Below are 19239 nucleotides of genomic sequence, written 5' to 3'. Positions count from 1 at the left end.
AAAAAGCCCTACAAAATGCAGGACTCAGAAAGTATAAAGTTAATTTTTTTAGTGCGGCGAAGGAATCTGTCTGTTTGGATCGCTCACCACATCTTTCTTTTCAGTAAATTTTTTGATCACATAATCAATGACGATTGGTACCACCATTGCAAGTACCGCTTTTAATATTCTAGATTTCATAATATTTATTTTTCAAAAACATTACAATATCTGCGCCACAAAAATTGAGAAGAAATAATCTCAATCTGCTAAACCTCATCTTCAATAATTAGATTCTGATAATTTTTTAGACCATTTTTAAATTTCTCCTCCATTCTCAACCTCAGATTTCTTGGCTTATGAACGATCAGACAGTTTCCAAAGCCCAATAGAAGCCGCTCGAGCTCATAATTGATCTGAACACAGATTTTAAAAATTGCTCCGTCTTCGTCTTCACTTACCACTTCCTGACTTTTGTGCACAGGTTTTGTTTTGATGTAAGGTGTATTCGATGCATCTACAAAAAAAAACACATTTCTAGGTTTCATCGTATCTGAAACCGTTACACCCACAATATCTTTGAAAAATTCGTCTCCGTCAAGATCTTGGTCGATGTAAGGAGTTTTTTCATCCACTTCAATAGATTCCATCCTGTCCAAAGCGAGATTATACATTTTTCCTTTGTGAAGACAGATCAGAAACCAACGGTTGTTATACTCTTTCAGCAATTGCGGATGCACAACAAAATTACTAGATTGTTTTGCCGTAAAACTTTTATATAAAATATTGAGAACTTTCTTATTTAAAATTGCCTCATACAAAATATCAATATGCTCCAAACCTTTCAACTGTTCATTTTTATCCAAATGAATAATCGACTTTTGATTGGTCGAATGAATAGAATCTTCCAGTTTCTGAATCACCCCATTCATATCTTTGAACATCGAAAAATCTTTAAACTGCTTTAAAATCTGCACCGCATTATTCATCGCTTTCAGATCATTTTCATTCACAGAAATCTGATGAATACTGTAATCGGGATCACTGTAGCGGTAATATTTTTTGTCGTAAACTTCAATCGGTGCTTCATAGCCAAATTTTTCACTCCGCATATTCTGCAGATCAAGCTGCACTGTTCTTTTACTGACAAAAGACTCTTTACCTTCAAATTCAAATAAAGCCTCAGAACATTCTTCAATTAAATCTTCCAGAGTATATTGTTTGTACTTATTCTTCAGACATTTATCTAAAGTTTTGTAACGGATCAAAGCATTTTTATTTGACGACATAGAGTGAGGTTAAGGTAAAGGTTAAGTTTAAGGTTAAGGCAATGATTAAATTAAGGTTGAGTTCAAGACTAAGGCGCAAAGAATTCCCCTCCTCTGGAGGGGTGGCGAAAATTCAAAGAATTTTTGACGGGGTGGTTAAGCGTGTTGTTCTTGCCAAGAATCTATTGTTTTTACAAGTTTACTTCCTCTTCAAAGCCTGCCCTTCAAAAGAAATTCCATCCCAGCCAAACTCCATAAAATTCCTGATATTCTGATGATCCGTTCCCTCCGGATTTTTCAAAACATCTTCTCTGTAGAACTCCCCGAAAAGATTTAATGTTTCCTGCTTCGACAGATCATTCAGTTTCGCAAAACTGAAAACCTTACAAGAACCGTTGTTTTGATCCGCCTGATTCACCGTATTTCCGTTGGTAAATTTTGTCGGAGTAAAATCGTAATGCTCATCAATAAAAGCAATGACTTCTTTAAATTGAATTTCCTGCGCCGATTTTTCTAATTGTTCAAATAACATATTTTTTTATTTTTTAGTATTAAAATTTAAGGCTCATAGTTTTTTTAACACATTAGAATTATTAAGATTTAAACTTTAAAACATCAAGATCACATCTGATAAAATTCTTTGATTTTTTAAAATCTCATGTGTTCTAAAATATCCTCAATGATTTTAGCTAAAAACTAATGTGACTGATGTGATAAAAAACTTTTGTGACTTTTGTGGTTAATTTAATTTCAAAAATAATCAAAATAATTTTATCTGCGCAAAAACATTGCACACTTATACAATTACTTTGCATTATCAAATAACAGACACATGAACACATTTAGTACAATCAACGGAAACGATTTAATCGACTTAGGTTTCAGACCCGGAAAATGGTTTAACGAAGCTTTACAATATATCAATGAAAACCAGCTCGACGAAAACAATATGAAAACATATCTTGAACAGTTCAGATCACCCGATCCGATTCCGCTTCATGAAAAGGCGAAAGATTTTATCATCAACATCAGAGCAGAACACGAAAGCGAAATCGACAACGTAGAAAAAGTAATCAACACCATGAAAGTATTGATGAAAACTCCAACTTTGGTTGCAGGTGCGATCATGCCCGATGCCTGTCCCACAGGTCCTGAAGGTCAGATTCCTGTTGGCGGAGTTGTGGTGGCAAAAAATGCCATTCATCCCGGATTTCATAGCGCAGATATCTGTTGTTCAGTGATGTTGACAGATTTTGGAAAAGCTGATCCTAAAGAAGTTTTGGATGCAGCCCATTCAATTACCCACTTTGGATATGGTGGAAGACCGAGAGGCGAACAAATGGAAATGTCTCAGGAACTGATGGATGCTTTCAGAGCCAACTGGTTCCTGAATGACGAGAAATTAATCAGCATCTCCCGTTCTCATATGGGAACTCAGGGTGACGGAAACCATTTCCTGTTTGTCGGAATTTCAAAAAATACCGGGAACACAATGATGGTCACTCACCACGGATCGAGAGCTCCCGGAGCCGCTTTATATGATAAAGGAATGAAAATCGCCAACCGTTTCAGACAGGAAATTTCGCCTGAAACCTTGAAAGAAAACGCATGGATTCCGTATGAAACCGAGGAAGGAAAATCCTACTGGGAAGCTTTGCAGTTGATCAGAACTTGGACGAAACAAAACCATACTTCAATCCACGATGCCGTTTTAAACAAAATGAATATCGAAAAACAAAACAGATACTGGAACGAACATAATTTTGTTTTCAAAGACGGTGATTTATTTTACCACGCAAAAGGAGCAACGCCTTTGGACGATAAATTTATGCCTGATATTACAGGACCAAGATTGATTCCTTTGAATATGTCGGAACCTGTTTTGATCGTTCAGGGAAAAACCAATGAAAGAAACTTAGGTTTTGCACCACACGGAGCAGGAAGAAATTTCAGCAGAACGCAACATAAAAAATCATTGGCTCATAAAACCATTGAAGAAGTTTTCGCAGAAGAAACCCAAGGATTAGACATTCGTTTTTTCTCGAATGAAATTGATATTTCCGAACTTCCGACCGCTTATAAAAGTGCCAAAAACGTGAGAGCACAAATTGAAGAATACGAATTGTGTGAAGTGTTGGATGAAGTAATGCCTTACGGATGTATTATGGCGGGAGACGTTCAGAAGAATGCACCGTGGAAGAAAAAGAAAAAATTTAGAAAAGCATAATTGTTGGTCAATCGCAAAGGCGCAATTTCTTTAACAACTATACTTTTAAGGCGCAAGGATTTCATCTCAATTAAAATTACAACTTTCAATTTACTGTAGACTTTTGAAATACACACTGTCACACTGAGCTTGTCGAAGTGTCTTGCGCCTTACAATATAATAGATTTAAAAACCTTGCGCCTTTGCGTACAACCAAAATAAAATAAAAACAATGACACCAAAAATACTAGAAAAACTAAAAGAAATAGAAACAGAAAGAAATATAGAAATACTTCTTGCCGTGGAATCTGGAAGCCGGGCTTGGGGTTTTGCATCTCCCGACAGCGATTATGACATACGATTCATATACCGCCACGAAAAAGACTGGTATCTCTCCCCGTGGGATAAAGATGAAACCATAGAATTTATGACTGAAGACGATTTAGATGGTTCGGGATGGGATTTGAGAAAGACTTTTCATCTCCTGTTAAAATCCAATGCAGCTTTGTTGAGTTGGTTCTACTCTCCTATCGTTTATGTAAAAAATAAAAAGTTTTATGAACTTTTTAAACCTTTAGCAGATTCCTGTTTTTCCCCGATAGCGGTTTCTTACCATTATCTGAGCATGAGCAAAAAATATCTTGAAGCCTGCAGAACAGATGAAGTAAAATTGAAATCTTATTTCTACTGTCTTCGAACAGCTTTGACCGGAAAATGGATATTAGAAAAAGGAACGGTACCGCCAGTTTTGTTCAGTGAATTGTTGGTTTTAGTCGATGATTTTACAAGAACCAAGATAGAAAATCTTGTTGCCTTAAAAGCCACAAAAGGAGAATCGTATTACCATTCTAATGATTGGGAACTTTTTGGTTTTTTTGAGGAAATAGTGAAGGATAATGAGGAAAGAGCGAAGAACTTGAAGGGAGGAAATGCGGATAAGCTTGAAATGGAGAACGTTTTCAGGAAGATATTAAATAATAACTAAGAAATATCTACTATGAATTTGATAATGAACTTTGAAAAAGCTTTATACTAAATCAACTATTTCTGATTTCATTAAACCAATAAATTTTCATTAAGATATTGCAGGATTATCACTTTAAGCAAAAAATAACTTTAATACATTTTATCTGAATCTTTGACAAAAAATAGGAAAAGAAAAAATGTTTATATTTGCCGGAAATACAAATGAAAAAAAGTTATGACAATTTTTAAAAAAAATGTCAAAAGAAGACACTTCGTGATCTTTTTTTTGACTATCGCAGTTCTCATCTTAGCATATTTCTTGTTAAAACCTTCTCCAGACAGCTATTCCGAGTTAGACCCTACCGATCAGAAAATGTTTGATGAATTAACCTTACAATATAAAACATTTGATCAATCAGCAGATAAGCTTTGGACGTCGGCATATCAATATAATAAGGAGCCTTTAATATTAATTCGGTCTAATAAATCCAAATACATATCTTACTATATATACTTAATTAACACCAGTAAGTGGGTGGATACGAAAAAGTATAAAAAGATCAATTTTCCAGGCAATCCCTATCTGAAAGACGTTTACTTAGCAAAATCTTTGGGAATTGAATCTGTAAAATATTTATTACCTGCAGCTTTCAGATATACAACATTACAGAATAAAGAAATGCTGGCTTTTAAATTTTATCCTGAATTATTTGATAAAAAAATTTATCTAGATTTTAACTATTTTTCTCTACATGAAGCCTTTCATCTATATGTACAGAAAAATTGGATCTACGATAAAGATGGAGGAGATTACATAGAAAATTATCCATACAATAAAGAAAATTTTGATCTCCTGAGAAAAGAATATAAACTGCTGGACGAAGGATTAGAAGCCACAGATACTAAAAAACTTGATTCTATTATGAAGCAATGGGTTGAAATTCGTGATATCAGGTTTAAAAAGTGGCCACAGCTTATCGCTGAAAAGAACAGTGAAGCAATAGAGGGCACCGCACAATACTTAGAACATAGATTTTCTGATCTTACTGCCAAAGACAAACATTTTAATACCAATGAACAAGGTAAATCATTAAATTTTTCGCAAGCCTTAGAACTTATAATTCAAAATAAGCCTTACCATGAGTATCTGGCAAGACAAGCATCGTATGATAAAGGAGCAGCATTGGGATATATTTTAGACAAATTAGACTCTTCATGGAAACAAAAAATAGAAGATTCACCGAAACACAGAGGATTGACCCAATACGAAATTCTGAGATCCCGCTATTTTAAATAATGTAATATGACCATCCATAGCCTAACATCCCGTGAATTGATACTCTTCCAATCTATCTCCGGAAGCCGCTCTTTCGGGCTCGCCACAGAAAACTCAGATACAGACATCCGTGGAGTATATTTCTTACCAAAAGAAGACTTTTTTGGGTTAAACTATATTCCGCAGATTTCTAATGAAACGAATGATATTTCATACTATGAGATCGGGAGATTTGTAGAATTATTACAGAAAAATAATCCTAATATTCTGGAAATTCTGGCAAGTCCGGAAGACTGTATTCAACATACAAATCCGTTGATGGATTTGTTGAAATCTGAAGATTTCCTATCGAAATTATGCAAAGACACTTTTGCGGGTTATGCGATTTCACAGATCAAAAAAGCAAAAGGACTCAATAAAAAGATTTTAAATCCTGTCGAAAAGGAAAGAAAATCGATCCTGGATTTCTGTTATATTTTAGAAAACAATGGTTCGATTCCATTAAAAAAATGGCTTCTAGAAAGTGATCTTTCGCCAGAGAGATGCGGATTGGTGAGCATCGACAATACCAAAGGAATGTTTGCACTTTTCTACAACGAATCAGGAGATTTAAACTATAAAGGAATTATCCAGAATGAAGAAGCTAATCAGGTTTCTCTGTCATCAATTCCAAAAGGAGAAAAATCGGAAGCTTTTATGTTTTGTAATCTCGACGCCTACTCCACCTACTGCAAAGATTACCGTGAATATTGGAAATGGGTTTCAGAACGTAACGAAGATCGCTACAACGTCAACCAAAACCACGGACAAAACTATGACAGCAAAAACATGATGCACACGATTCGTCTTTTGCAGTCTTGTGAACAGATTTTTAAAACCAATTCCTTAAATATTCGTGTGGAAAAACGCGATGAATTATTAGACATAAAAGCCGGAAACTGGTCGTATGATGCCGTAATGAAAAAAGCTGAAGGATTGATTCGGTCGATTGAATATTATCACTTAAAGTCATCTCTTCCTGAACATCCCAATTTAGAAAAGACAACAAAAATTTTAGTGGAGATTAGAGAAAACCTCTATAAATAAATAGTTCTTGCCAGCTAATATTGATAGCGCTGATTTACAATCCGGTCTTCTAATCTAAAACCCCAGCCTCCACGCCGGGGTTTTCAACAACCCCAGTTTAACATAATATCCTGAATACCAAAATATTTCACTCCAAAAACAATTTCATTCAAAATAATATTTATATTTGAATTCTAATTTAAAAACACAAATACTATGTCAAGCCACTCCGAAGTAGGGCACGCTAAAAATGTAGCCAACCTTCAAAAAATCACACAACAGGTAAACACTTACAGCCTTTACAATCCTCCCGTAGAAAACATTTCATTAGCCAGCCTTCAGACATTGTACAACAATGCTAATGCAAAATTAAACGAAGTGGCCGATAAAAGACAAGCCAACAAAAACGCAATCGTTGCCCGTCAGTCGGCTTTTGAAAATTTAAAATCAACCTGTACCAGCATCATGAATCTGCTCGAGATTTTAGGTTTACCGCAGGGTACGTTAGATCAGGCGAGATCTTTAAACCGAGCCATGCAGGGCAGTTCAAAGAAAACCACTACTCCACCTGAAGAAGGTAAAGAAGCTCCCAGAACGGTTTCCACTTCACGCCAGTCTTACACACAGCAGACAGAGAATTTCGGGCTTCTTGTGCAGCTGTTGGGAACAATTCCGAACTATGCACCCAATGAAGCAGATTTAAAACTAAACAACCTCAACACCTACCATTCTTCCTTATTAAGTGCAACGCTCGTGATCGACCAGACCGAATCTGAACTCAACACCAGAATGATAGAAAGAGACAAAATGCTATACGCAGAAGGAACCGGATTGTACACCATCGCTCAAAACGTCAAAAAATATGTGAAGAGCCTCTATGGCGCCACTTCCCCAGAGTACACAAACGTTTCAGCAATTAAATTTTCCGAGAAATAGCAAAAGCAAGCACAGGCATCTGTTTACAAACAGTGCAAAAGAACAATCTGTACCTTCGGCAATTAATCATCATACATCCTTGCAAAATATTTTGTAAGGATGTTTTTATAATCTCATATGCCGAAACAATATTCTTGTCTCCCAAAACAATATTCTCGCTTCCCAAAACAATATTCTTGTCTCCCAAAACAATATTCTTGCCTCCCAAAATCATATTCTTGCTTCCCAAAACAATATTCTTGTCTCCCAAAACAATATTCTCGCTTCCCAAAACAATATTCTTGTCTCCCAAAACAATATTCTTGTCTCCCAAAATCATATTCTTGCTTCCCAAAACAATATTCTTGTCTCCCAAAACAATATTCTTGTTTCCCAAAATAATGTTCTTGATTCCCGAAACAATATTCTTGTTTCCCAAAGACCAAAAAACAAAAACCGCCTCATTGCTGAAGCGGTTTGTTTTTATATATAGTTTTAAAAAACTATCTGATGATTTTGATATTAATTGCAGAAAAACCTTTTGGTGATCTTTCTTTTTCGAAAGACACCTTGTTTCCTTTCTTGATGATATCAATACAGTTGTTACTGTGGAAGAATACATTTTCTTTAGAATTATCTTCTGTGATAAACCCGTATCCTTTGTCACTGAAAAATGTAACGATACCAGACTTGATTGGATCTTCCTCCTGAATAGGAGCTGCACCCAACTGAATGTTATCCAAATTGATAGCCTCTGCATTAGAGTTATCCGGAGGTGTACTTGTTAACTGACCGTTTGCATCTACATACATGATCATGTCATCAAGACTTTTTCCTTTGTCATTGGTATTTTTTCGGTCTTCGCGACGTATCGCTTTTTCCTTTTGCTTCTGTAATTTTTTCTTAAAGTTTTCTTTTTTTGAGAAAGAATCCGCCATATATTATTGTATATTAATTGTTATTTTCTGAATTTCAATTTTGATGATTCACTATGATTTCATCAAAGGGTATTGTTAATCATCATTAAAGATTCCTTTTGAATTCTTATAATGATTTCGCTGCATTAAGATAATAAATTTTTTCGAATTTATGATCGTTACCAGAAAGTTTTTTGATTGTTACAATCATTTCAACGCTCTGAAAAGAAGTTAAAAGTGTTCTGCACGTTGTCAGTCGTGGTGATTCGTAATGCCGTAAGTAAGACTTATTTACAGGAAATAAAAGTTAAAATAGGCATTCAGAATAAAGAAAACTGAGGGATAAAGAGTATTCTAAACTGTAAAAGTTTAAGATAAGCAGAAACCTTCTTCTTATTTATAGTACAAATATACGACAATTCCACGGATTTTGACGACTATTATTTAAATAATTGAATTCCAGTTTATTTATAAACACGAATCCACCTTTTATGTTTACTTTAAATCTATAATTTAAAACCTCTTATCTGTCTTTCTTTTTTAAAATATAATACACTGCTTCATCTTTTTCATTATTGGTTGTATAAGCAAACTGAAATGAATATCCGTTCGCAGACATGAAGTTTAAAGCATCCATCATCGAATTGAATTTAACATTTCGCCCTCTTTCGTCTTTGATATTGGTTCCATTTTTAAATGATATGGATTTTGTTTCCTGCCCGAAATCGATCTCCACATTTACTTTTGTGCTGAGCGATCTACCCGTACCAATGATCTGAATGTAATCTACATCAATGTCTTTTAAGGGAACATCATTCACGGTCTGTGCAAAGCTTAAAGATGATAAAGAAATAAGCGAGAGAGTAAATAGTTTTTTCATTTAATAAATTTAAAGTTTAAAGATAATTAAATTTAAGGCAAAAAAAATCCCTCAAAAGAGGGATTCTATTATATATGGATGATTAGTCCTGTTGTGGTTCGTTCAAAGGCTTGTGTTCTCCCGGCTGGTCTTTACCTTCAGGATTTACGTTACCTTCATTTCTCGGTTTTTGAGCCGGTCTTTCTGGTCTTGGCAACAAAACTTTTCTAGAAAGTTTCATTTTTTTACGGTCATCATAACCCATAAATTTCACCTCAACTTCGTCACCTTCTTTATAAGGAACTTTATCCAGACGAGCCCACTCGATTTCAGAGATGTGAAGAAGACCTTCTGTACCTTTTGCGATCGCTACGAATGCTCCGAAATCCATTACTTTTACTACTTTACCTTGGTAAACTTCACCTACAGTCGGTACAAAAGTAATCTCGTTGATTCTTGCGATCGCTTCGTTGATTTTCTCTCTGCTAACACCAGAAATCTCGATTCTTCCGATTTCTCCAACTTCCTCGATTGCAATAACCGTATCCGTATCTTTCTGCATTTGCTGAATGATTTTTCCACCAGGTCCGATAACGGCACCGATGAAATCTTTAGAGATCTCTAACATCACCATTTTCGGAGCGTGAGGCTTCACGTCTTCTCTTGGTGCAGAAATTGTTTCGTTTAATTTATCAAGAATATGTAATCTTCCGTCTCTAGCCTGTAGAAGCGCTTTTTCCATAATTTCCATAGTCAATCCCTGAACTTTGATATCCATCTGGCAAGCGGTGATACCGTCTGCTGTTCCGGTTACTTTAAAGTCCATATCTCCCAAGTGATCTTCATCACCTAAGATATCAGAAAGTACAGTGAATTTCCCTGATTTTACATCAGTTACCAATCCCATTGCAATACCTGAAACCGGTTTTTTAATTTGAACACCCGCATCCATCAATGCTAAAGTTCCTGCACAAACAGTTGCCATAGAAGATGAACCGTTTGATTCTAAAATATCAGAAACGATACGGATTGTATAAGGATTTTCTTCCGGGATCATGTTTGCCAAAGCTCTCTGAGCTAAGTTTCCGTGACCAACTTCTCTTCTTGAAGTTCCTCTCAAAGGACGAGCTTCACCTGTTGAGAACGGCGGGAAGTTATAATGTAAGAAAAATCTTTCGTCATAATTTACCATTACGCTGTCTACCATGTTCGCATCTTTTACCGAACCTAAAGTTACAGCAGTTAAAGACTGAGTTTCACCTCTTGTGAAGATTGCAGAACCGTGAGCTCCCGGTAAATAATCGATTTCGCTCCAGATCGGACGAATCGTTTGAGGATCACGACCATCAAGACGTATTTTATCATTCAAAATCATCTGACGCATCGCTTCTTTTTCCACATCGTGGAAATATACTTTTGCAAAAGGAGTCACTCTTTCTAATTCTTCAGCATGTTCTACATATTGAGACAGGAATTCAGCTAAAACAGCTTTGAATTTCTCACCTCTCTCCTCTTTTCCTGAAGGAATTTTTGCTACTTCGTATACTTTATCGTATGTTTCTTTCCACACTTTCTCACGAATTGCTTCGTCGTGATTTTCGTGGCTGTATTCTCTTTTTGGTAAAGATTTGCCTACTTTTTCAGCCAATCTTTCCTGAGCTTCAACTTGTTTTTTAATTTCAACGTGAGCGAATTGAATAGCTTCAAGCATTTCTGCTTCAGAAATTTCTTTCATCTCACCTTCCACCATTACGATAGAATCTTTAGTTGCTCCCACCATGATGTCAAGGTCAGCCAATTTAAGATCTTCATAATTAGGATTTACTGCTAATTTTCCATCGATTCTTACGACTCTTACTTCAGACATTGGTCCGTTGAAAGGAATATCAGTGATCGCAATTGCTGCCGAAGCTGCAAGACCTGCTAAATCATCTGGAATTGAAAGTCCGTCATAAGAAATTAATGAAATCATCACCTGAACTTCCGCATGGAAATCTTCAGGGAATAATGGTCTTAGAACTCTGTCTACCAAACGCATCGTCAGGATTTCCTGATCAGATGGTCTCGCTTCTCTTCTGAAAAAGTTTCCGGGGATTTTTCCGCCTGCGTAGAATTTTTCTCTGTAATCTACTGTTAATGGTAAGAAATCTACACCATCTTTTGCTTCTTTGCTGGCTACAACAGTTGCTAAAAGCATTGTTCCGCCGATTTTTACTACAACAGAACCGTCAGCTTGTTTCGCCAGTTTTCCTGTTTCGATTGTGATCTCTCTGCCGTCTGCAAGAATGATCGTTTCTGTAATTGCTTGAGGTATACTCATAAATTGTTTTGTGTTGCACTCCGTATTGAGCGCTTTAATTATTGATATTTCGTCTAAATTTCGTTTGCAAATTTAAGGCTTTTGTTTTAAATAGAAGATTTAAAGTTGATAAGAAGAAATATTCATATTAATTTCACCTTAATCATAAATTTTTCTTATTAAAAATCCTGTAACCAAGTCTCCATTCAATATAATCTGCTTTATGAAATTTGAAAGATCTTAATGCAATTCCCACCAGAAGATTTCTTCCAATGGTGTATTGAAAGCCAACTCGCTGATAAAAAATTGTTTTATCGTAACGACGGTCTATTTCTTTTTTAAAGATATAAAATCCCGGCTGCAGCTGAATAGAAAATTTTGAGATCGAAAGACGGTAAGAAGGAAAAACATGCAGTAAAAGATGGTCTTTTTTAAATCTTCTTGTACTCTGGATTACTCCGTATTCATCCTGATAAAATCTATGATTATAGTCTTCGTCATACATGATACCTGCTCCCAAGCCAAGAGACGACTTATAAGTAAGTTGTCTGTGGTAAACGGTCTCTACTCCCCAATTCTGGTAATATTTACCTTCAAATTTTCTGATCATATCAACATCAAAATCTTCAAATCCCGGATCTTTTCCATAAAAAATAGAATGTCTCACTGCGCCAAAAACATTGACATCCAGAGTAGAATATTTATCAAAAGCAGAGAGAGAATCTTCTTTAGGAATCAGCCTTTCATTAAAATTATAGGTTAAGGAAAGTTTAGGAGAAAAAGTATTCATTCCTTTATTGGGAAGTTTCAAAGCACCGTTTGAGAAATGATTAAAATTCAGGCCTAAACCTAAGTCGAAATGTTTCCCCAAGTAACGTTTGTAGCTAGCTCCTAGATTAATATAGATACTCACAGAAGAGCCGAATGTCTGATTATTGTACCCTTTTTTCAAGTCGTAAGGAGTCCAGTTGAAAGCAAAACCTGCACTTGTTTCGTAATTCCAGGAATGAGTTTTTGCCCGGCTCATTGTTCCGCCAAATGTACCGTATACAGCGAAAGGTTTACCCATCTCACTATTTTTGAGGTAATTAAAAGCGATTATACCTCCACCGTAATATGGTCTGCCGAATCGTCTGTGCCACTCCTGACTTCCGTCTGTCTGCACTGTAAGTTCTGCCGAAGCACCGATAAATTCTCTGTGAGTAAGTGTTTTCAGGTAGTCGTTTGTTCCTAAAAATTTTCCGACCTGAAAACTTATTGTTCCCTGCAAATTTGATTTTGGAATTGAATCTAAATCCTGCGAAAACAAAAAAGCAGATGTGAAAACCAGAAAAAACAGGTAAAAGTATCTCAAATCTAATATGTTGAAGGTGAAAAGCGCAAATTTAAATATCTTTTATTAAATAGATGGATAATGCTCCTTAATTATTATCAACTATTATTTAATCGAAAAAAGCAACCTCTTTCGAAGTTGCTTTTATTTTTGGAAATCGGATAGATTATTTTCTTAAACCAAGTTCAGCAATAATTGCTCTATATCTTGTAATATCTTTTTTCTTAAGATAATCTAATAAGCTTTTTCTTTTACCTACTAATTTCACCAAAGATCTTTCAGTATTGAAATCATGACGATTAGCCTTCAAGTGCTGAGATAAGTGGTTGATTCTGTAAGTGAAAAGAGCTACCTGTCCTTCAGCGCTCCCTGTGTCTTGTGCAGATTTTCCATGTTTTGCGAAAATTTCTGCTTTTTTTTCTGTTGTTAAGTACATTCCAATATTGTTTAATGATTATTATGTAACGGCGGCAAAAGTACAACTATTTTTTATACTAAACAAGAAGATTACAGGCTCACGATTAAATAAAATAGACAAGATTGTTAAAAAATTCTTAATAAAATTACAATATTTCATTAAAAGGCAGTACTTTTGCATAGACAAAAAGATGAAAAAAGTTCTACACTATATCCTGATTTTCACTGTATTTATCACCAGTATTTCTTCTGTGAATGCACAGAAAAGCAATACGCATGACAAAATTAAAAAGATTCTGTACTTTAATCCTGAAGTAGAGCCAGATTTAGAGGAAATTAAAGATCCTACCAATTATGCATTTTTCAGCGCAGTTTCGGATAATGTAAGTTCATTCAGAAAAAATAAAATGCTGAAATCTGAAGTTCAGGTTTCCTATGACAGTATAGATTCTAAGACGATTCTTGAGTACAGTAAAAACAATGATGCTGATTTCGTTATAGTTCCGAAGGTAAAATATTTCAAAGTGGGTCTGGGAAAATACGTTTTCTCAAATCAGGTGGTCGTAAGTTTAAAGCTTTTTGACGCAGAAGGAAATTTCATTGCATCCTCAGATTATGACACTTACCGAAAAAACATGCGTCTTTTGGGTTCTACGGAAAACTCTATAAAAATTGGAACAAATGGAGCGATGAAAAGTATCCTGAAAGAGCTACGCAAACAAAAACCCTCATCAGAAGCTGGTTTTTAGCTTTAATAAATCCTTAAATTTTCCCGATCGTTCTCTTTTGTTGAAAATTTGAATTATTTTTGCATATCAAAAAAATTCAGGTTTTGAATTATATAGACGAACTTACCTTTAATCCAGCCGATATTGCCGAACGACTTAGCGAACTTCACGCCGACGAACGTTTACTGGCTTTTCTGAAAGTTCCGAAAGAATACAAAGCCGATGTTTTCTCTCACTTAGATCCAGATTTTCAGGAAGAAACTATTCGAAGTATCGGCAGCGATGATGTTTCGGAAATCCTCAATGCGATGACTCCAGACGACCGGACAGCTCTTTTTGAAGATTTTCCGGACGAATTGATAAAATACTCTATCAATCACCTTAATCCGCAGGAAAGACGAATTGCATTAAAACTTTTGGGTTACGATTCTGATTCTATTGCCCGTCTGATGACACCTTACTACATCCAGATCAGAAAAGAATGGACGGTAAAAAGATGCCTACAACAGATCAAAAAAGTCGGAAAAAGAGTGGAAACTATCAATCATTTGTATGTGGTTGATGAGAGAAACCGATTGATTGACGATTTGGCATTGGGAAGTTTACTCTTAGTCGAAGATGACACTTTGGTTTCTGATCTCACAGACAATCAGTTTGTTGCAATTAAAACTACAACATCAAAAGAAGATGCTGTTCAGTATTTTGAAAAATACGACAGAACGGCTCTTCCTATTATTACAGACGCCGGAGTTTTGGTAGGTATTGTAACAATTGACGATATTTTAGATCAAATTGAATCTCAAAACACAGAAGATATTCAGAAATTTGGAGGTGTGGAAGCTTTGGATGATCCTTATATTCAGACGCATTGGTTTGAAATGATTAAAAAGAGAGGTTTATGGCTGATCGTTTTATTTTTTCTGCAATTAATCACCGCTTCTGTGATGGGATATTACGAGAATGAAATTGAAAAAGCCGTAGTCTTAGCACTTTTTATACCTTTAATTATATCAAGCGGCGGAAATTCTGGTTCGCAGGCCGCAACTTTGATTATCCGAGCAATGGCACTTCAGGAAATCACCATTAAAGACTGGTGGATCGTGATGAAGAAAGAATTGGTCACAGGCTTAATATTAGGAACCTTTTTAGGAGTAATCGGTTTTTTCAGAATTATGATCTGGCACGAAATGGGCTGGTTTAATTATGGCGATTATTGGTTTTTCATCGCACTCAGCGCAGGAATGTCGCTTTCTATGATTGTACTTTGGGGAACTTTATCCGGTTCTATGGTTCCTTTTATTCTTAAAAAATTCAATCTCGATCCTGCAACTTCTTCTGCACCATTTGTTGCCACATTGGTTGACGTTACAGGTTTAATTATCTATTTTACCATTGCCGGAATGTTCTTAACCGGAAAACTTTTGTAATTTTAAGCAAAGTCTAAAATTTACTTATGAAAGTTATTTCTCTCGTACCTTCAATTACGGAAGCCATATTTGATTTGGGTTTAACAGAAAAAGAAGTCATCGGCAGGACAAAATTTTGTATACATCCTGAAGAAAAGGTTAGAAATGTAGAGATTATCGGTGGAACAAAAAATCTTAACCTTGAAAAAATTAAAGCTTTAAAACCTGATTTAATTTTATCCAACAAAGAAGAAAACGTTAAAGATCAGGTGGAAGTTTTGATGAAAGATTTCAAGGTGAGCGTTTATAATACGGAAACTATAGAAGATAATTATTATCTGGTCAAAAACTTGGGTTTACTTTTTAATAAAGAAGAAAGAGCACAGCTTTTTAATCTTAAAATCTATGAAGTTCTTAGTCTTGCTAAAATTGGTAAAAAAATAAAAGCAGCCTATTTAATTTGGAAAAATCCTTACATGACGATTGGTTCAGACACGTTCATTCACAATGTTTTATCTGAAATAGGTTTCGAAAACATTTTTAAAAACCAAACCCGTTATCCGGAAATTCAGGTTGAAGATTTAGCTGAGGCAGACGTCATTATGCTTTCTTCAGAACCTTTTCCTTTTAAAGAAAAACATATTACAGAACTGAAAGAATTTTATCCTGATAAAAAAATAATCATCGTTGATGGTGAAGCTTTTTCCTGGTATGGGACGCATATTGCGAAGTGTGAGGATTATTTTAAGAAATTAATTGCTGAATTTAATCATTAAGCTTTTTCTAAAGCCACAGGGTTATTCCATTTTCAAACTATTGAATATTTTAAGCAGAAAAAAACTCCGATTTTCGTCGGAGTTTATATTTTAAATTTAAAGACGATTACAAAATCTTCGAAACTTCATTACAAAGCCATTCGAGCAATTCTAAATCTTCTTTAGTAAAAGGATCGATGGTGTGAGAATCTATATCGATCTGACCAATATTTTCACCGTTTTTGAAAATAGGAACTACGATTTCTGCTTTTGTATCGATCGAACAGCTTAGATAATTATCCTGTAAATGAACATCAGGAACGATGAACGTTTCGTTTGAAACTGCAACCTGTCCACAAATTCCTTTTCCATACGGAATGATGATATGATCAGTCTCTGCACCAACGTAAGGTCCCAATTTTAGCTCGTTTTTATCTCCGTTTTTGAAGTAAAAACCCGTCCAGTTAAAATATGAAATTTCTTGGTCTAGCAGATGGCAAACTTTTTCAAGTTTCTCTTCCGTGTTATGTTTCGGACTTTCAAGAATAGACGAAAGTCTTTTTTTTAGTTCAGACATTTTAATTTGTTTTAAGAAAATTGTTTTAGAGAAAGTTCCTGTTTGTAACCGAACATTCCTCTTTCTTTTATCATTTCGGCAACACCTTCCGGCACCTGATTTTCCCAGCCGCTAACATTGCATGCTATTTTTCTCAGTATTTCTCTTGAATAAATTTCCAAAAATTCCGGATCATAATTTTTAATATCTACAATACGGTTATTTAATTTGAAATATTTATATAATTCTTTCAGGCTTTCTTCCACCTTAAGATTCTCAGAATCAAGCAATTCGTGGGTCTCAGGATCTTTGTAAGGATATAGATAAACTCTCATTCCGTTTCTGAAAAATTTACCAAAAGCTTCAAGAATTCCACCTGATAAATCTTTATAATATTTTTCATCAAATACCATCAACATATTATTCACGCCCATCGCAACACCGATGTCACCATTGGTATAATGAGAAAAATAATCGATCAATCTGTAATATTCTGAGAAGTTTGAGATAATTACCGTATAACCTAATTTCCCAAGAACATCTACTCTGTCTAAGAAATCTCTTTCGTCGATATCACCGTCAGCACGAAGGTTTGAAATGGTAATTTCGATCAGAACTTCGGTTTCCTCGTGAGTACAAATAGCATCTTTCAGAAACATTTCCATTCCGTTCCTGAGCATATCAATATTCACCCTTGTCACAGGTCTGAAACTTCCTCTGACTGCAAAAATGTTTTTCTTGTACAAAACATCTGCAGGAAGCATATTATTTCCCTGGGAATTAAAAATCACAGCATCGGTCATGTTGTTTTTCACCAATTGTAAAGACATAAGTCTGTTATCAACGTAAGCGAAAGCGGGACCACTAAAATCGATCATATCAATCTCAAGATTGTCTGTAGCGACGTCATCATAAAGAGATTCTATCAATCTTCGGGGATTATCAAAATAGGTAAATGCTCCAAAAATAAGATTTACACCTAAATTTCCAAGAGTTTCCTGCTGTAAAGTAGCATCGTTCTCTTTAAATTTAACGTGAATGACCACCTCATTATAATCTTCGTTTTCTTTGACCTGAAAACGTATTCCCACCCAGCCGTGACCTTTTACGGTTTTATCAAAATTTATTGTGGTAACGGTATTTGCATAAGAAAAAAACTTTCTGTTTGGGCTGTTTTCTCTGGAAATTCTTTCTTCAATTAATGAAACTTCGTAGCGAAGCATTTTTCGAAGTCTGTTTTGGGTTACATATCTGTTTTTAACCTCTTTTCCGTAGATCGCATCACTAAAATCTTTGTCATAAGCTGACATCGCCTTAGCAATTGTACCGGAAGCTCCTCCTGCTCTAAAAAAGTGCCGCACAGTTTCCTGCCCTGCTCCAATTTCTGCGAAAGTACCATAAATGGTAGGATCTAGATTAATTGTTAATGCTTTTTGTTTAGGAGTTAATTTCTGATACATTATGACATTAAATTTTTCGTAAATTTACCAAAATTAAACCAACCTCAAAACAAATGAAGTTGAAATTTTTAGGAACCGGAACTTCTCAGGGCGTTCCCGTTATTGGCTGTACTTGTGAGGTATGTATCTCAAAAAACCCGAAAGACAAACGTTTCAGATCATCTGCAATGGTAACCACCGATGAAAATAAAAAAATTCTCATCGATTGCGGACCAGATTTCAGACAGCAAATGCTTATTAATAATGAAAGTCATATAGATATCGCATTACTTACCCATGAGCATAATGATCATGTGATTGGTCTTGATGACATGCGGCCGCTTATTTTTAAAAGCGGAAAAAATATGCCACTTTACAGCAGCGAAAGAGTAGGAAATGAAGTTAAGAATCGCTTCGCATATGCCTTCGTTGATGAAAGATATCCGGGAGCACCGGCATTTGATCTGCATACAATTGAAAATAAAGCTTTTGAAGTTTTAGATATTAAAATTACTCCGATTGAAGTCATTCATTATAAAATAACAGTATTTGGATATAAATTCAAAAACTTAGCATACATTACAGACGCAGGTTTTATTTCTGAAACTGAAAAAGAGAAGTTAAAGAATTTGGATGTTCTTATTTTAAACTGTATTCGTAAATTTGATCCTCATCCTGCCCATTTCGTGCTTGCCGATGTTATCAAACTTTACGAAGAGCTAAAACCTAAGAAATTATTTCTAACACACATCAGTCATCATTTTGGTCTGCATGATATTGAAGATAAGTTACTTCCTGACGGAATACACCTTGCCTACGATGGTTTGGAGATAAAATTCTAAAAGAATTTCGTAA

The 19239-nt window shown here is 35.2% G+C and carries 20 protein-coding genes; 9 read left to right on the top strand and 11 right to left on the bottom strand.

Translation table 11 applies throughout. The annotated features are described in order from the left end of the window. Positions 1–48: 48 nt before the first annotated feature. From PGH12_RS18040 to PGH12_RS18030, 3 genes are all read right to left on the bottom strand, one after another. Entirely contained in the window at positions 49–180 is a 132-nt protein-coding gene (locus PGH12_RS18040) for a hypothetical protein (RefSeq protein ID WP_267598224.1), read from the bottom strand. Positions 181–248: 68 nt separating this feature from the next. Continuing rightward, on the bottom strand, positions 249–1268 hold the full coding sequence (locus tag PGH12_RS18035) for a helix-turn-helix transcriptional regulator (RefSeq protein WP_267598225.1): 1020 nt from the start codon (positions 1266–1268) through the stop codon (positions 249–251). Between the two features lie 178 nt (positions 1269–1446). Beyond that, on the bottom strand, positions 1447–1779 hold the full coding sequence (locus PGH12_RS18030) for a HopJ type III effector protein (protein WP_267598226.1): 333 nt from the start codon (positions 1777–1779) through the stop codon (positions 1447–1449). A gap of 300 nt (positions 1780–2079) precedes the next feature. Between PGH12_RS18030 and PGH12_RS18025 the strand changes: the two genes are divergently transcribed. The 5 genes from PGH12_RS18025 to PGH12_RS18005 all read left to right on the top strand — a co-directional run bounded on the left by PGH12_RS18025 (position 2080) and on the right by PGH12_RS18005 (position 7696). Beyond that, positions 2080–3474, top strand: coding sequence for an RtcB family protein (locus PGH12_RS18025; RefSeq protein WP_267598227.1), 1395 nt, complete (start codon positions 2080–2082; stop codon positions 3472–3474). Positions 3475–3685: 211 nt separating this feature from the next. Beyond that, a complete protein-coding gene (locus tag PGH12_RS18020; RefSeq protein WP_267598228.1) occupies positions 3686–4438 on the top strand; it encodes a nucleotidyltransferase domain-containing protein in 753 nt (250 codons plus the stop codon). Positions 4439–4654: 216 nt separating this feature from the next. Continuing rightward, positions 4655–5716 carry a hypothetical protein gene (locus PGH12_RS18015; protein ID WP_267598229.1) on the top strand — a complete coding sequence of 354 codons (1062 nt, stop codon included), beginning with the start codon at positions 4655–4657 and terminating at the stop codon, positions 5714–5716. Between the two features lie 6 nt (positions 5717–5722). After that, positions 5723–6781, top strand: a complete 1059-nt coding sequence (locus tag PGH12_RS18010; protein ID WP_267598230.1) for a nucleotidyltransferase domain-containing protein — start codon at positions 5723–5725, stop codon at positions 6779–6781. Between the two features lie 195 nt (positions 6782–6976). Beyond that, the gene (locus tag PGH12_RS18005) at positions 6977–7696 is read left to right on the top strand and encodes a hypothetical protein (protein WP_267598231.1); all 720 of its coding nucleotides are present in this window, start codon (positions 6977–6979) and stop codon (positions 7694–7696) included. Here the strand turns inward: PGH12_RS18005 and PGH12_RS18000 are convergent. From PGH12_RS18000 to rpsO, 6 genes are all read right to left on the bottom strand, one after another. Next, positions 7677–8114, bottom strand: coding sequence for a hypothetical protein (locus tag PGH12_RS18000; protein ID WP_267598232.1), 438 nt, complete (start codon positions 8112–8114; stop codon positions 7677–7679). The two genes, PGH12_RS18005 and PGH12_RS18000, sit on opposite strands and share 20 nt — an antisense overlap. A gap of 64 nt (positions 8115–8178) precedes the next feature. Then, positions 8179–8613, bottom strand: a complete 435-nt coding sequence (locus tag PGH12_RS17995; RefSeq protein ID WP_267598233.1) for a cold-shock protein — start codon at positions 8611–8613, stop codon at positions 8179–8181. Positions 8614–9115: 502 nt separating this feature from the next. Then, positions 9116–9472: a hypothetical protein gene (locus PGH12_RS17990; protein WP_267598234.1), complete on the bottom strand. Its 357-nt coding sequence runs from the start codon at positions 9470–9472 to the stop codon at positions 9116–9118. An 82-nt stretch (positions 9473–9554) separates the two neighbouring features. Next, complete coding sequence (locus tag PGH12_RS17985; RefSeq protein WP_267598235.1) at positions 9555–11771, bottom strand: polyribonucleotide nucleotidyltransferase; 2217 nt, start codon at positions 11769–11771, stop codon at positions 9555–9557. A 142-nt stretch (positions 11772–11913) separates the two neighbouring features. After that, positions 11914–13104 carry an acyloxyacyl hydrolase gene (locus PGH12_RS17980; protein ID WP_267598236.1) on the bottom strand — a complete coding sequence of 397 codons (1191 nt, stop codon included), beginning with the start codon at positions 13102–13104 and terminating at the stop codon, positions 11914–11916. 145 nt (positions 13105–13249) lie between these two features. Beyond that, positions 13250–13519, bottom strand: coding sequence for a 30S ribosomal protein S15 (gene rpsO / locus PGH12_RS17975; RefSeq protein WP_034679332.1), 270 nt, complete (start codon positions 13517–13519; stop codon positions 13250–13252). 172 nt (positions 13520–13691) lie between these two features. Here rpsO and PGH12_RS17970 point away from each other — a divergent pair, with 172 nt between their 5' ends. The 3 genes from PGH12_RS17970 (at position 13692) to PGH12_RS17960 (ending at position 16410) form a co-directional block, all read left to right on the top strand. Beyond that, positions 13692–14249 carry a pyruvate decarboxylase gene (locus PGH12_RS17970; protein ID WP_267598237.1) on the top strand — a complete coding sequence of 186 codons (558 nt, stop codon included), beginning with the start codon at positions 13692–13694 and terminating at the stop codon, positions 14247–14249. A 65-nt stretch (positions 14250–14314) separates the two neighbouring features. Next, the gene (mgtE, locus tag PGH12_RS17965) at positions 14315–15655 is read left to right on the top strand and encodes a magnesium transporter (RefSeq protein WP_324290956.1); all 1341 of its coding nucleotides are present in this window, start codon (positions 14315–14317) and stop codon (positions 15653–15655) included. A 26-nt stretch (positions 15656–15681) separates the two neighbouring features. Next, positions 15682–16410, top strand: a complete 729-nt coding sequence (locus PGH12_RS17960) for an ABC transporter substrate-binding protein (protein ID WP_267598239.1) — start codon at positions 15682–15684, stop codon at positions 16408–16410. 106 nt (positions 16411–16516) lie between these two features. Here PGH12_RS17960 and PGH12_RS17955 read toward each other — a convergent pair whose 3' ends face one another. Together PGH12_RS17955 and PGH12_RS17950 are read right to left on the bottom strand one after the other, a co-directional pair. After that, positions 16517–16966: an XrtF-associated fRMsr-like GAF protein gene (locus PGH12_RS17955; protein WP_047445792.1), complete on the bottom strand. Its 450-nt coding sequence runs from the start codon at positions 16964–16966 to the stop codon at positions 16517–16519. An 11-nt stretch (positions 16967–16977) separates the two neighbouring features. Beyond that, positions 16978–18405: a TonB-dependent receptor gene (locus PGH12_RS17950; protein WP_267598240.1), complete on the bottom strand. Its 1428-nt coding sequence runs from the start codon at positions 18403–18405 to the stop codon at positions 16978–16980. Between the two features lie 53 nt (positions 18406–18458). Between PGH12_RS17950 and PGH12_RS17945 the strand changes: the two genes are divergently transcribed. Continuing rightward, the gene (locus tag PGH12_RS17945; RefSeq protein WP_267598241.1) at positions 18459–19226 is read left to right on the top strand and encodes an MBL fold metallo-hydrolase; all 768 of its coding nucleotides are present in this window, start codon (positions 18459–18461) and stop codon (positions 19224–19226) included. Positions 19227–19239 lie beyond the last annotated feature (13 nt).

It is taken from the genome of Chryseobacterium sp. CY350 (assembly GCF_027945075.1).
In the GTDB taxonomy this organism is placed as follows: Bacteria; Bacteroidota; Bacteroidia; order Flavobacteriales; family Weeksellaceae; genus Chryseobacterium.
The sequence above is the reverse complement of the archived record's forward strand: the minus strand, read 5'-3'. Positions and strand labels throughout refer to the sequence as shown.

Coding starts and splice junctions, on each gene's coding strand:
- PGH12_RS18015 (WP_267598229.1), top strand. CDS start 4,655: ATGACAATTTTTAAAAAAAATGTCAAAAGAAGACACTTCGTGATCTTT.
- rpsO (WP_034679332.1), bottom strand. CDS start 13,519: ATGTACTTAACAACAGAAAAAAAAGCAGAAATTTTCGCAAAACATGGA.
- PGH12_RS17945 (WP_267598241.1), top strand. CDS start 18,459: ATGAAGTTGAAATTTTTAGGAACCGGAACTTCTCAGGGCGTTCCCGTT.
- PGH12_RS18030 (WP_267598226.1), bottom strand. CDS start 1,779: ATGTTATTTGAACAATTAGAAAAATCGGCGCAGGAAATTCAATTTAAA.
- PGH12_RS17990 (WP_267598234.1), bottom strand. CDS start 9,472: ATGAAAAAACTATTTACTCTCTCGCTTATTTCTTTATCATCTTTAAGC.
- PGH12_RS18010 (WP_267598230.1), top strand. CDS start 5,723: ATGACCATCCATAGCCTAACATCCCGTGAATTGATACTCTTCCAATCT.
- PGH12_RS18005 (WP_267598231.1), top strand. CDS start 6,977: ATGTCAAGCCACTCCGAAGTAGGGCACGCTAAAAATGTAGCCAACCTT.
- PGH12_RS18020 (WP_267598228.1), top strand. CDS start 3,686: ATGACACCAAAAATACTAGAAAAACTAAAAGAAATAGAAACAGAAAGA.
- PGH12_RS18035 (WP_267598225.1), bottom strand. CDS start 1,268: ATGTCGTCAAATAAAAATGCTTTGATCCGTTACAAAACTTTAGATAAA.
- PGH12_RS17995 (WP_267598233.1), bottom strand. CDS start 8,613: ATGGCGGATTCTTTCTCAAAAAAAGAAAACTTTAAGAAAAAATTACAG.
- PGH12_RS17970 (WP_267598237.1), top strand. CDS start 13,692: ATGAAAAAAGTTCTACACTATATCCTGATTTTCACTGTATTTATCACC.
- PGH12_RS18025 (WP_267598227.1), top strand. CDS start 2,080: ATGAACACATTTAGTACAATCAACGGAAACGATTTAATCGACTTAGGT.
- PGH12_RS17960 (WP_267598239.1), top strand. CDS start 15,682: ATGAAAGTTATTTCTCTCGTACCTTCAATTACGGAAGCCATATTTGAT.
- PGH12_RS17955 (WP_047445792.1), bottom strand. CDS start 16,966: ATGTCTGAACTAAAAAAAAGACTTTCGTCTATTCTTGAAAGTCCGAAA.
- PGH12_RS17950 (WP_267598240.1), bottom strand. CDS start 18,405: ATGTATCAGAAATTAACTCCTAAACAAAAAGCATTAACAATTAATCTA.
- PGH12_RS18040 (WP_267598224.1), bottom strand. CDS start 180: ATGAAATCTAGAATATTAAAAGCGGTACTTGCAATGGTGGTACCAATC.
- PGH12_RS17985 (WP_267598235.1), bottom strand. CDS start 11,771: ATGAGTATACCTCAAGCAATTACAGAAACGATCATTCTTGCAGACGGC.